General features: G+C 50.6%; 9 protein-coding genes. 8 read left to right on the top strand and 1 reads right to left on the bottom strand.

Features of this window, described 5'->3' with window-relative positions; all coding sequences use genetic code 11:
* The first annotated feature begins 170 nt into the window (after positions 1-170).
* From C3B51_RS07825 to C3B51_RS07810, 4 genes are all read left to right on the top strand, one after another.
* Positions 171-2,438: a DUF5916 domain-containing protein gene (locus C3B51_RS07825; RefSeq protein ID WP_130244681.1), complete on the top strand. Its 2,268-nt coding sequence runs from the start codon at positions 171-173 to the stop codon at positions 2,436-2,438.
* Positions 2,439-2,534: 96 nt separating this feature from the next.
* Positions 2,535-3,440, top strand: coding sequence for an SMP-30/gluconolactonase/LRE family protein (locus tag C3B51_RS07820; protein ID WP_130244680.1), 906 nt, complete (start codon positions 2,535-2,537; stop codon positions 3,438-3,440).
* Between the two features lie 67 nt (positions 3,441-3,507).
* Positions 3,508-4,089: an ABC transporter ATP-binding protein gene (locus C3B51_RS07815; protein WP_130244679.1), complete on the top strand. Its 582-nt coding sequence runs from the start codon at positions 3,508-3,510 to the stop codon at positions 4,087-4,089.
* Positions 4,058-5,173, top strand: a complete 1,116-nt coding sequence (locus C3B51_RS07810; RefSeq protein WP_165389123.1) for a DUF6136 family protein — start codon at positions 4,058-4,060, stop codon at positions 5,171-5,173. The genes C3B51_RS07815 and C3B51_RS07810 overlap by 32 nt, the downstream gene beginning before the upstream one ends.
* Positions 5,174-5,403: 230 nt before the next feature.
* Here the strand turns inward: C3B51_RS07810 and fadE are convergent, their stop codons facing one another.
* On the bottom strand, positions 5,404-7,860 hold the full coding sequence (fadE, locus tag C3B51_RS07805) for an acyl-CoA dehydrogenase FadE (protein ID WP_046006990.1): 2,457 nt from the start codon (positions 7,858-7,860) through the stop codon (positions 5,404-5,406).
* 209 nt (positions 7,861-8,069) lie between these two features.
* Here fadE and C3B51_RS07800 point away from each other — a divergent pair, with 209 nt between their 5' ends.
* From C3B51_RS07800 to C3B51_RS07785, 4 genes are all read left to right on the top strand, one after another.
* Complete coding sequence (locus C3B51_RS07800) at positions 8,070-8,360, top strand: DUF6419 family natural product biosynthesis protein (protein WP_125782220.1); 291 nt, start codon at positions 8,070-8,072, stop codon at positions 8,358-8,360.
* Between the two features lie 62 nt (positions 8,361-8,422).
* The gene (locus C3B51_RS07795) at positions 8,423-9,556 is read left to right on the top strand and encodes a 4-phosphoerythronate dehydrogenase (protein WP_130244677.1); all 1,134 of its coding nucleotides are present in this window, start codon (positions 8,423-8,425) and stop codon (positions 9,554-9,556) included.
* 1 nt (position 9,557) lies between these two features.
* A complete protein-coding gene (locus C3B51_RS07790) occupies positions 9,558-10,574 on the top strand; it encodes an aspartate-semialdehyde dehydrogenase (RefSeq protein ID WP_125716138.1) in 1,017 nt (338 codons plus the stop codon).
* A 330-nt stretch (positions 10,575-10,904) separates the two neighbouring features.
* Positions 10,905-13,147 (top strand): FimV/HubP family polar landmark protein (locus C3B51_RS07785; protein ID WP_276319647.1); only part of this gene is annotated, 2,243 nt, incomplete at its 3' end.

Here is a 13,147-nt window from a genome sequence, read left to right as displayed (position 1 = left end):
TAATGAAGGGCAATCAAACGATCTCCCAAGTTTATGAGCTGAAACTAACCTAGTTCAGAACAAAGTCAATAATCATCAGCGTTTGATCATCCTTATTCAGGAAACTTTCAGCTTTTTTGTGACGCTTTTCTGCTGCAATGCGTGCAGTTACTCATATCGGGAGCAGTCATATGAAGCAATATTATTGGGTCTTGTGCGTCGGTGCAGTGTCGAGCAGTCAGGCACTGTGGGCAAATCAGGCCCGGGACACACAGATACACCTCGACGGTCGCCTGGATGAAGCCGCCTGGCAGAGTGCCAGGCAGTTTAAGCGTTTTTACCAGGTGGTTCCTGCCACCCTGACAGTCCATACCGATAAGGTGAACGCCAGGGTATTTAGCGATAAATCAGGTGTTTACATTGGTATTATAAACTATCAGGATGAGGCGATCAGGCAGAAGCAGTTTAATATTCAGGACGCCTTTATGCAGGCCGAGTTCAATCGCATTGTGGTCGACTTTGCCGGTGATGGCAGTGGTGCCTATGAGTTTGCGGTAACGCTGGGCGGTGGTACGCAGGATGCGGTATTGACCCCGCAGCTGACTAAAGACAGCGACTGGGACGGTGACTGGCAGTCAGCGACGTTCGAGGCGGCGGATTTCTGGTCTGCCGAGGTGTTTATTCCCTGGCATACCGTGTCTTTTTACAATCCGGCGCACCGCGCTGACAGCGCGGTGGGCGAAATCGGGATTTCTATTCAGCTTTATGACCTGAGTAAAAATTATATCTATGCAAATCAAAAACAAACAACCAGCAATAGCGATTTCTATCTTGGCATGCCCAAGCTGAAGTCGGCCATCCCACAGCACAGCCAGCTAAGCTTTGTACCTTATATGAGCCATCAGCAGCATTTTGCTGAGCAGGTGACAGATAACAGTGAGAGCGATGCGGGCTTTGATCTGTTTTATAAACCCAGTCACCACCAAAAGTGGTCGGTGGCGGTGAACCCGGACTTTGGCCAGGTAGACAGTGACGAGGTCGATATTAACTACAGCGCCGTTGAAACGCTGCGCAGTGACAAGCGGCCTTTCTTTACTCAGGACATAGGCGTGTTCAGCGTGCAGGCATTGCAGGACACTAAGCTTATCCACACCCGGCGGATAGGCGCAGGCAGCGACGATGGCAGTGAGTTTATTACGCCCATCGACCTGGCTACCCGTTTTGTTCATCAGGGCGAGACCATGCAGGTCGGCGCGTTTGCAGTAAAAGAAAATGACCTCGACAGTGACGCCGGTAAGCGTTTTTACGCTGCCCGGGCAAAGTATCGACAAAAACATTGGCAGTCGGGTGTGCTGGCCACTTATACCGACCGCCCCTGGCTGGCGCGCAATGCGAAAACTGTGGCCTGGGACAGCCAATATCAAAGTGCCACCTGGTCGTTTCAGGGAGCGCTATTGGCCAGTCAGGTAGAGCAGTTCAGTGAACAGACGGGCAATGGGGTGTCAATGCAGCTGGGATATCAGTTCTCACCAAACACCACCGTAGAAGGGCGTTATCTCAAGCTCAATGACCATTTTGATAATAGCGACCTTGGCTATGCTCAGCGCAATAACTGGCAGTACAGTGAGGCGAAATTTAGCCATGCTATCAATACACAAAGCGACTGGTTATCGCGTATTAAGCACTCACTAACATTACGCTACGAGGCTGATAATGACGGATTGAAACTACCGGCGCGGCAGGCTTATCTGAGCCAATGGTTGCTGGCCAGTGGCGGCCAGGTTGACCTGCACCTGGACAGAATCAGCGGAGGCTGGCAGGACAATATCGGGCGTAACAGTCAGGCTTTTGAGGTACCAGGAAACTGGGAAACTCGGGTAATGTATATCAGTCCTTATATCGGAAAATTCTCCTGGGCTGCCAGCTTTGAGTATGACAGGGAAGGGTTTGCAGGCAGTGCGCAGCAATATGCGGTCGATCTGACCTGGTTGCCACACCCAAACTGGACGCTGAAATTTAATAACTTTTACCGCACCGGGGATGGCTGGTTAGTGGCAAGTGATACCGATCAGGTTACTCAGTATGAACGGGATTTCTTCGTCAATAAAATTCAGGTGAGCGGTCTTATCACCGACAAGCTGGAATTTTCTTCGACACTGGAATGGGCTGTCCTTGAGGCGCGCAGCGATCAGGTTTTTGCATTACAGGACCACCAGCGCCAGCTGTTACACAATGTGGACACGAGCTTTGAAGACCGCCGCCTGTCCAGCCAGTTTAAGCTGCGTTACCGGATGGGGGCCTTGTCCGATCTGTTCTTGGTCTATCGCCGCGGTGGTGCTGTGGGAGACAGCTTGCCCCGTGGTCAGATTGGTGCACAGGCCTGGCTTGAGAGTGCAAAGCAGTTGTGGCAGGCACCGATGCAAGACTCGGTATTAGTGAAAGTCAGGTATAAGTTCTGACAATCGCAGAGCTGCCCATCGCTGTGTGAATATTTCTCAATTCACAGCGTGTGTTCAGCGTCGCATACTGAGTTTTTTATATTCAGGGACAAGGCTATGCCAATAAGACATGCAATGATTGTGGGCGCGGCGCTGAGCTTGCTTGCCTCGTGCACCGCTCATCAGAACACAACCAACTTGTATCAGGCGCAGGATTGGGTTACGGATGGGGTGTTTACTGACGGGGTGGAAGGTCCGGCTGTGGACCGTAATGGCGTGTTGTATGCGGTCAATTTTGCTCAGCAGGGCACAATTGGTCAGGTGAGCGGGCGCGATAAAGCAAACCTGTATCTGACCTTGCCCAAGGGGAGCACAGGAAATGGGATCCGCTTCGACCCGCAGGGTAATATGTATATTGCCGATTATACTGGCCACAACGTACTGAAAGTATTGCCCGACAAATCGGTTGCCGTGTTGGCTCATAACCCGCACATGCACCAGCCAAACGATTTGGCGATCAGTGACAGTGGTATACTCTTTGCCAGCGATCCGGATTGGCAAAACAGCCAGGGGCAAGTCTGGCGGATCTCTCCCGATGGTCAGACTCAGTTGCTGCGAGCCAATATGGGCACCACCAACGGCATAGAAGTCAGTCCGGATAACCGTACCTTGTACGTTAATGAGAGCGTGCAGCGGCGGATCTGGGCATTTCCACTCGATGAGCAGGGCATGACAGGCACGCCAGAATTGTTTTACGAATTCACCGAGCATGGTCTGGACGGCATGCGCTGTGATGAAAATGGCAACCTGTATGTAGCCCGTTATGGCGCAGGTGAAGTGGCTATCCTTTCACCGCAAGGACAGCTATTGCGCAAGGTGGCGCTGAAGGGCAAGTATCCGACCAATATTGCCTTTGGCGGCAAAGATGGTAAGCAGGTGTTTGTGACCATGCAAAAGCGCGGCGCCATCGAAACTTTTATTTCTGAATATGCAGGACGCGCTTTTAACCGACATACTTTGTAACGACAGCCGCATATGCCCGGCTCAGGTGTTTTGTTAATATCGGAACAGGCAACAATCAAGGACCTGTATGATAGAAATAAAACACCTGAGCAAAGTGTACCTGCACGACCCGGTTTTCTCTGACTATAGCGCGACACTGGCTGAGCAAAAGCTGTGCATTGAAGCGCCAAACGGGCAGGGGAAAAGCACCTTATTTAGGATCATTGCTGGTCTGGATGATGCCTTTCATGGCACGGTGTTATTTGACGGACAACCACATCCTGTAGCGCAGCAAGTGGTTGCACTGGCCAGCGATTCAATCCCCTATCCGGAATTTTTGACAGCCCGGCAGTTGTTGCAGTTAACCGTCAGAAGCTGGGCGTGTCCCTGGCCTGAACTGATGATAACTCAACTGGGGTTTGAGCCGTTTCTGGATACCCGCTATGGCGCCTTGTCATCAGGTAATCAGAAAAAGTATCAGCTGATCAACGCTATAATGCGTGACACGCCTTATCTGGTGCTGGACGAACCCAGTGCAGCTTTGGATCATGCCAGCCTCGATGTCCTGTTGGGTTGGCTGAAGCATCATCCTGCCCAGGTGATCATAAGCTGCCACGAACCTCAGGCATTTATTGACATTGGCTTTGTCACTCAGCCGTTATTTGGGTGAGGTGGTGATGTTACATTTCTATCAGTATCGATACCGGGCATGGCGCACGGCACTGGCTGTGCTGATGAAACAGCTGCAGCAATTCTCATTGATGTTTGTGACGCTGTTTTTTATTTTTATTCCTCAGCTTATCATTGGCGTGTTTTATGGCCTGGGTAAACTGGTGTCTTTCGACTCGCATGACCTGGCAATAAAAGTGGCATTTGGCTTTGTGTTGCTGCAGAGCTTACTGCTACAGGCCGTTAAGCCTGCCATCATGGACACCGCTCATCGCGCGTTTCATCCCACCTTGCTGCACAGCCGGTTACATCAATATGCCGCTGACTGGCTCCTCCTGCTGGCATGTCATAGTTTGTTTATTGCGGCGCTCATTCTGGCAATGAGTATTGGTATTGATAAGCTCTGGCAGGCGCCGCAGCTGCCAGGCTTTATGCTGGTACAGTGGCTATTTGCTCTGGCTTTGCTCTATCGTCCCCAGACCTTGCTGAGCGCAATATTGGTTGCTTTTGTAGCCATCTGGTTGGTCCCCACTATCGAGATTTATCTGGCCGTTATTTTACTCTGGCTGGCGCTGGATTGGGTCAGGCCCAGGCTTCGGGTAACACTGCCGCAGCCCAGACTTAATCTAGTAAGCTTTTGGTACTATGTTATCCAAGCTTCCCCCTGGATGTTGCTGTGGCGCTCGGGGGCGTCATTACTGACTATGTGGGCCGGTTTGATCATTGCCAAAGAGCGGCCAGATCTTTTGCATTACTATACGTTAGTCATACTGCTCGTGAATCAGTTGTGGTGGAGCAGCCTGTATCTGGATACCAACAAACAGGTAGCCGGGCGCAGAGCCTATTGGCGCGGCCTGGGTGTGTATTCTCAGCTTGTAATTAGCCAGTCATTGCTGATTTACGGAGTAAGCTTGGCGAGCTGGCTGGGCGGTGTACTACTGCTTAATGGCGAGCCATTCAGCCTGGCTGTGATATTGGGCAGCCCGCTGTTGATGTGGGTGGTTCAGCGCCATCCACAACGTTTGGCTGTGGCCTGGGGCAGTTTCAGTGTCACTGTAATGATGATTAAAGTGTTGTTTCTCTGAGGGTAATACCAATTTGCTTAATTAATTGTTCTATTTTGAGACGAGAAAATATGTTCGATAACTAGGCAAAAATTTGCGAACTCATACCTTAGGTAAAGGTTCTAAATGAGAAATTTTTAACACAGTTAGCGTCATATTTGCTCCGTCAAATTGAACAGGTATTAAGTGAAATTGGTATAAATAGCAGGCATAAAAAAGGCCAGCTTAGCTGGCCTTAGGTTCGAGACAAGTTACGCGGCGTTAGCGCCCGCGTCTTTTGCAACCACTCTGGCTTTACCAGCCAGTAGATCAGCCGGATCAAAGTCATCCACATTGATAACGGCCAGTCGCTTCGCTTCGACGGCTGCCAGTTTGTCGGCTTCGTCGTTGTTCAGCGCACCACATTCACGACCCATTTCGGCCACTTTGTCCAGGCGCATGAACGGCAGTTTTTCACCTTTGGCACGACAAACTTTGTCGAACAGCGGCTCCACTTCCAGAATGTCCTTCAGTGTTTGCTCTTGTTTACCAATCAGGTTCAGCGGCTCATCGCGCAGGTAAATGTGTGACGCAAGGCGGTCACGGGCTGAGCTTGGCGTTTGCAGAAGCTGCGCCAGTTTGTGCTCCATCTGATCCGTTGGCTTACGGACCGGACGACCGAATGGGAACAGGATCAGCTTAAGCAGACCACGCAACGCCATTGACGGCATGTTGTTAATGAGATCCGCCAGAGCGCGCTGACACAGGTACAAATGTTCCTGACAAGCCCACTGAACGTAAGGTAAGTCTTCTTTACGACGACCTTCATCGTTGTAGCGCTTCAGGGTTGCAGAAACCAGATACAGGTAACTTAGCAAGTCGCCCAGTCGCGCAGAAATACGCTCTTTACGTTTCAGTGAACCACCAAAAACGGCCATACAGATGTCAGACATCAGTGCCAGCGACGCACTAAAGCGTGCAGCAGCACGATAGTAGTCTGCCGTTTCATCGTTAAATGGTACTTTGCTGAAGCGACCGCCAGTCAGGGCCAGCCACTTAGTGCGAACCAGGTTAGAAATGGTAAAGCCAATATGGCCCATTAATGCCTGATCAAAGCTGTTCAGCGCTTCTTCTTTATCTTTAATGGTACAGGCGTTGAGCTCAGCCAGTACAAAAGGATGGCAGCGGATTGCGCCTTGACCGTAGATGATCATGTTACGGGTCAGAATGTTTGCACCTTCTACTGTGATAGCAATAGGCGCACCCTGATAGCCGCGGCCCAGGTAGTTGTTTGGACCCAGACAGATCCCTTTACCGCCATGAATATCCATAGCATGCTTGGTTGAATCACGCATTTGCTCTGTCAGGTGATATTTCAAAATAGCAGAAATAACAGACGGCTTTTCACCTAAGTCGACGGCACCCGTTGACATGCTTACCGCTGCGTCACTGCTGTAGGCGTAACCACCCAGTTTAGCCAGTGCTTCTTCAATCCCTTCCATTTTACCAATGGGCAGTTTGAACTGACGGCGAATACGGCTGTATGCACCGCTGGCCAGCGCCAGAGACTTAATACCACCGGTTGAGTTAGACGGCAGTGTGATCACGCGACCTACTGACAGACACTCAACCAGCATGCGCCAGCCTTGACCTGCCATTTTCGGACCACCAATAATGAAATCAAGCGGTACAAAGACATCTTCACCCTGAGTTGGGCCATTCTGGAATGGGACGTTCAGCGGGAAGTGACGGCGGCCAATTTCAACACCCGGGGTGCTGGTTGGGATCAGCGCACAGGTAATACCAATTTCTTTTTTGTCGCCAAGCAGGCCATCCGGGTCGCGCATTTTGAATGCCAGGCCCAGTACGGTGGCCACAGGTGCAAGCGTGATATAACGCTTATTCCAGGTCAGGCGAATACCTAAGGTTTCTTTGCCTTCCCATTCACCTTTACAGACGATACCAAAATCCGGGATAGATGACGCATCAGAGCCGGCTTCCGGAGAAGTCAGGGCAAAGCAAGGGATCTCATCGCCTTTTGCCAGACGTGGCAGGTAATGATCTTTTTGCTCTTGTGTACCATAGTGCTGGAGTAATTCGCCCGGACCTAATGAGTTAGGTACACCAACGATAGAAGACAGCAGAGTCGACTTACTGGTCAGCTTTTGCAGAACGCAAGACTGCGCATAGGCCGAAAACTCCAGACCACCGTATTGCTTTTTGATGATCATGGCGAAGAACTTGTTGTCTTTCAGGTATTGCCATACTTCCTGCGGCAGGTCGGTCAGCTCGTGGGTTGCTTCCCAGTCGTTCAGCATTGCACATACTTCTTCAACCGGGCCGTCCATAAAGGCTTGCTCTTCCGCAGTCAGGCGTGGCGCCTGATATTGGTGAAGTTTATTCCAGTTTGGGTTACCACAAAACAGATCGGCTTCCCACCAGGTAGTACCAGCATCGATAGCGGACTTTTCGGTTTCTGACATGCTCGGCGTGACTTTTTTGAACGCCTTGAACAGTGGCGCAACGATGTACTGCTGACGCACGTTAGTCATTGATAGAGGGATGGCAATGGCTAAGAAGATTAACCAGGCAAACGCGCCAAAGGCCCCGGCAAAGGTGCCTATTAGCAACGTCGCCGCAGCAACACCCAGACAGGTGTTCCAGCTCGCACGGTGGTAGCAGGCAGCGCTAACCAGTGCGATTAAAGCGAGTGTAAATAAAAGTGTCATGTTGTTATTCCTTGTAAGAGGTCTGACCACATTGGCTAGGCTAGCTTGTTGGACCAGTGATTTCAAGCTTAAAAAGCATCTTATCTTCATTTTAGTTGCTAATTATTTACCACGCGAGTTAACCATGTTGGTGTTGTTTTTATGTAATTGGTTTGTAATTTTTAAGTTCTTGCCTATAGTTTAGGTGATCATTCTAGGAGGGAATTGTCATGCAATATGGAACATTGTGTGTCGCGTCTGCGACGTTTTTTGCTATGCTGCTTTCAGCTCATCTTTATCAGCCCGCTGTTTTTCTTAACCTTGCCAGTTGCGTGTTGTGCGCCATTTACGGCTATCAGGGCGCCAGTATCATTGCCATGTTTTTAGCCTGGTGTAATGTACAGGCGTTTTTGGTCAGTCCGTGGATTAATCTGACCGAGCAACCCAGTATCAAAGTGCTGGTGATATTTTTGCTTTGCATGATGTTTGCGGCCATTAGTATTGGGGTTCACAAACGTTAGTCTGTTGTCCGGGCGGTGGCTGCGGTACAATAAAGGGTCCGTGTATCGTTTGGGAAGAATGAATGAAGATCCTTGCAGATCAGAATATGCCCCTGGTTGAAGAGTTTTTCTCTGATCTTGGGGTGGTACAGCGTTTTGATGGCCGCAGCCTGAGCCCGCAGCAACTGATTGATGCCGATGTGTTGCTCACCCGCTCAGTGACCCAGGTTGACAGCACACTGCTGGCCAAGGCATCACAGCTCAAGTTTGTTGGCACCGCGACCATAGGAGTTGATCACATCGACCGGCCCTTGCTGGCACAGCGTGGTATTGGATTTGCCAGTGCCCCCGGGTGTAACGCGATTGCCGTTGCTGAGTATGTGATCAGTGCTCTGTATGCGTATGCGCAGCACAGAGCGATTAATCTGCAAGGCAAAAAGCTGGGTATTGTTGGGGTTGGCAACATCGGTCAGTGTTTACACGACAAACTGGCAGCCAGCGGGATTGAGTTATTACTGTGCGACCCGCTGCGCCATGAGGCCGGTACGCTGGATCAGCATATGCCACTTGATGAGCTGCTGGCGCAAGCCGATATAGTCACGTTTCATGTGCCTTTGGTTCGAACCGGGGCGCATCAGACGCGCCATCTGCTTAATGCGCAGCGGATCTCGGCACTTAAGCCTGATACGCTGGTGATTAACGCAAGTCGGGGCGATGTGATTGATAATCAGGCGTTGTTAAATGCACTTGAGGGCGGTCAGTCAATCGACCTGGTGCTGGATGTGTGGGAAAACGAACCCGATATTCTGATGCCGCTGCTGGCACACACCTTGTTTGCCTCTGTGCACATTGCCGGTCATACGCTGGAAGGCAAAGCGCGCGGTACCCAGATGTTGTACCAGGCTTTGTGCAACCAGTTAGGTGTAGAAGCGAGTAAATCGCTGGAGTCGTTTTTACCTATTCCGGCACTGACTTCTTGCTATGCGGAGCATACGCTCAGTGAACAGGAACTCGGCAGACTGGTGCATCTGGTCTATGATATTCGTCGTGATGATGGCCTGATGCGCAGTAATATCGCCAGTCAGGGGTTTGATATGTTGCGTAAAAACTATCCTCCGCGCCGCGAGTTTAATACCCTCACGGTACAAAATGCGCCACAGTGTGGGCAACAGTTACAGCAGCTTGGTTTTAAAGTAGTTAATTCGAATGAGGAATAATATGTCGCAGAAATATGATGTGGCGGTGCTCGGGGCAACCGGGCTGGTTGGTAAGCAAATTATTGAAACACTGGCAGAGCGCAAGTTCCCGGTTGGCAACCTGTACCCGCTGGCGAGCAGCCGCAGCGCAGGTGAAGAAATTGAGTTTAACGGCGAAACGCTCACCGTGCTTGATGTCGCAGAGTTTGACTTTAGCCAGGCCCATATTGGCCTGTTTTCAGCTGGCGGTAGCGTCTCTGAGCAGTATGCGCCGATAGCGGCAGAAGCGGGCTGTGTGGTGATCGATAACACCTCGCACTTCAGATACGACTTTGATGTGCCTTTAGTGGTCCCAGAAGTCAACAGCGCAAGCCTGGCGGATTTTCGCAATCGTAACATCATCGCTAATCCAAACTGTTCGACGATTCAGATGATGGTGGCGTTAAAGCCGATTTATGACGCTTATGGAATTGATCGTATCAATGTCTCTACCTATCAGGCTGTCTCTGGGGCAGGCAAAGAAGCGGTGGACGAGCTGGCCAAGCAAACGGCTAACCTGATGAATGCAAGACCAATGGAAAACGAGGTCTTCACCAAGCAAATCGCGTTTAATGTGATCCCACAGATTGATGCATTTCAGGACAATGGTTACACCAAAGAAGAAATGAAAATGGTCTGGGAAACACAAAAGATCCTTGGCGACAGCAGTGTTATGGTTAATCCAACCGCGGTGCGCGTACCGGTCTTTTATGGCCATGCAGAAGCCATCCACCTGGAAACCCGCATGCCTTACGATCTTGAGCATATCAAGCAGTTGCTGAATGAGGCGCCAGGCGTGGAACTGATCGAAGATGAACAGGACTACCCGACACCGGTCAGCGATGCCAGCGGTAATGATACTGTGTATGTGGGCCGCCTGAGAGCGGATATCTCACATCCTCACGGTCTGAACATGTGGGTTGTGTCTGATAATACCCGCAAAGGTGCCGCGACCAACAGTGTACAAATTGCAGAAGAGTTAATCGCACACTATTTGTGATCTGTTACAGGGTTTGTTGCTTATGACAGACCCTGACCTCCCTTTGCCCACCTCTGCGCAACGGCAGCATTTTGCCACTTTTCATTTCTCTTGCGCCATGTCAGTGTAATTCGTCTATCCTTGAGAATAATCAGGGGCTTAAACAAAGCTCGGCTAACTCATTAAAAAGCATGATAAGAATGTTAATTTTCAATACTTTGGCGATGGATATTCGCCGTTATCTGGTTTATAGTTGGCAATTGGAACAGAGCTTGCACAAGCCCTATTAAGCACAATTCAGTAGTCGCGTCGCCGCCAGGGCAACGCAAGAAGAGTATACAAAGGAACAGCATGCGCGGTTTAGCCTTTATTTGTATCTTAGCAATGGCCCTTATTGCAGCGCCCGTTCACACTCAGGATGGGACCGTTCTTAAAGGTCCAAAAGGGGTGGACCTCGGTCTTCAGGGGCGTTCAGTTGGCCCGATTAAGCCAACTGATACCCTATGGCGTATCGCGCATAAAATCCGCCCCAGCGACTCGGTTTCTATTTATCAGGTGATGCAGGCGTTGTACGAGAAAAACCCGCAGGCTTTTCTCGACAACAACCTTAACCACATGCGCGACGGCGCGTATCTGAAAATCCCGACTCTGGCGGAAATTCGTCGTGTTAACCCCGAACTTGCGCGACAAAAATCGGATCAGGATGATGAGCTGTGGGAGCTGAAAAAAAGCGGCAAGCTTGATCAGGCGACCATAGACGCTGCCGACAAACGTGTAACACAAGCGCGCAAGGTCGATGTTGAAGAAGCGCGCGAAGCGCTCACCAATGAGCTCAAATCACTCAAAATGGAGCAAGACTCCCGCCTGCTTGATTTACAAACCCAATTTAAAACGTCTGTTCGCAGTGTAGAAGAGATCCTCCAGGAAAATAACGAACTTGAGAAAAAGCTGAATAACATTTCTGAAGAGCTTAAAAATGTTCAGGATCAGCTCGGCAGAGACAGTGAAATTCAGCAGCAACTTAAAGCCGTGATCGACATGCAAAACGAGTTGATCGCGCAGCAACAAATGCAGGCAAAGGCGGATGCCGAGTTCAGTGTTGCTAAGCTATTTGCCAACCCTCTGGTTGTGGCCTTACTTGCCACCATTCCCGCTTTGCTGATCATAGGTGTGGTGGTGATGCGTATGCGCAAAGGCAAGGCAAAACCAGCTCAGGAAGACGATGAATTCCTGCCGCAGTCTCCGGCTCCTGCAGCAGCCGGCGCCGCCGCAGCAGCAACGGCAGCCGCCGCAGCGGATCCCCTCGACCTCGATCTCCCACATGATAGTGCGGAAGATGCGCTCAATGAAGGCGTTCAGCTGGATGACGATATTCTGCCAGATGACGAAATTGTCTTTGACAGCCTGGAAGATGATGGTTTTGAAGAGGGCAATGACACACTCGAGCAGGATGAACTGGACAGCTTACTGAATGACGACATTGTGTTTGATGACGAGTCTGAGGACGACAGCGAAGCAGCTGGCGCAGATGATCTGGATGACTTTTTACAACAGAATTTCGACGAAGGGGATGACAGCCTGGGTGATGAGATCACCCTGGATGTAGATGCAGAGTCGGCAAAAGACGATAACGACATACTCAGTGCCGATGATATTGACGACTTGTTCAACGAGGTCAGTGAAGGCACCGATGATGATACCCTGGATGTTAGTGATGACGCGCTGGCTGCGTTAAGTGAAGAGCTGGCAGAGGAAAGCCAGGAAGAGGCCGGCGCAGCGGATGAAGACTTTGATCTGGACGACATTGATAGTCTGATAGATGAAGTTGGAGAGTCGCCCCCAAAGTCCCCAGCGGCTGACGGAGCAGCGACAGACGATGGCTTGCTCAGTGCCGATGACATCGACGACTTGCTCGATGGCGCGCTGGATGATGAACCGGATATTGCTGAAGATGATTTCGATGTTGATGATATAGACAGCCTGCTGGACGAAGCGCAGGATAGCGGCGCAGACGCATCGCAGGCTGCAGATGCTGAACTCGACACTGACGATGATATTGACGCGTTATTGGCTGAGGCGCAGGACAATGATGTCTCTGACGATGCTCTGACAGCAGAACTCGACGCTGATGATGATATTGATGCTTTATTGGAAGAAGCGCAGGGCAGCGACGAATCTGATGATATCGATGGCTTGCTAGAAGAAGCGTCTGATGCTGGTGAAGAAGCGCTGGCGGAAGAGCCGGATGACATCGATAGCTTGCTAGAAGAAGCATCTGATGCAGGTGAAGAAGTGCTGGCAGAAGAGCCAGATGATATCGATGGCTTGCTAGAAGAAGCGTCTGATGCTGGTGAAGAAGTGCTGGCGGAAGAGCCGGATGACATCGATAGCTTGCTAGAAGAAGCATCTGATGCAGGTGAAGAAGTGCTGGCAGAAGAGCCGGATGATATCGATGGCTTGCTAGAAGAAGCGTCTGATGCTGGTGAAGAAGCGCTGGCGGAAGAGCCGGATGATATCGATAGCTTGCTAGAAGAAGCGTCTGATGTTGATGAAGAAGCGCTGGCGGAAGAGCTAGATGATATCGACAGCCTGTT

This window comes from Pseudoalteromonas rubra, assembly GCF_004212645.1.
Taxonomy (GTDB): domain Bacteria; phylum Pseudomonadota; class Gammaproteobacteria; order Enterobacterales; family Alteromonadaceae; genus Pseudoalteromonas; species Pseudoalteromonas rubra_G.
The sequence above is the reverse complement of the archived record's forward strand: the minus strand, read 5'-3'. Positions and strand labels throughout refer to the sequence as shown.

Bases quoted from the DNA above. Each gene is read 5' to 3' on its own strand.
- C3B51_RS07825 (WP_130244681.1), top strand. From the start codon at position 171: ATGAAGCAATATTATTGGGTCTTGTGCGTCGGTGCAGTGTCGAGCAGT.
- C3B51_RS07820 (WP_130244680.1), top strand. From the start codon at position 2,535: ATGCCAATAAGACATGCAATGATTGTGGGCGCGGCGCTGAGCTTGCTT.
- C3B51_RS07815 (WP_130244679.1), top strand. From the start codon at position 3,508: ATGATAGAAATAAAACACCTGAGCAAAGTGTACCTGCACGACCCGGTT.
- fadE (WP_046006990.1), bottom strand. From the start codon at position 7,860: ATGACACTTTTATTTACACTCGCTTTAATCGCACTGGTTAGCGCTGCC.
- C3B51_RS07800 (WP_125782220.1), top strand. From the start codon at position 8,070: ATGCAATATGGAACATTGTGTGTCGCGTCTGCGACGTTTTTTGCTATG.
- C3B51_RS07795 (WP_130244677.1), top strand. From the start codon at position 8,423: ATGAAGATCCTTGCAGATCAGAATATGCCCCTGGTTGAAGAGTTTTTC.
- C3B51_RS07790 (WP_125716138.1), top strand. From the start codon at position 9,558: ATGTCGCAGAAATATGATGTGGCGGTGCTCGGGGCAACCGGGCTGGTT.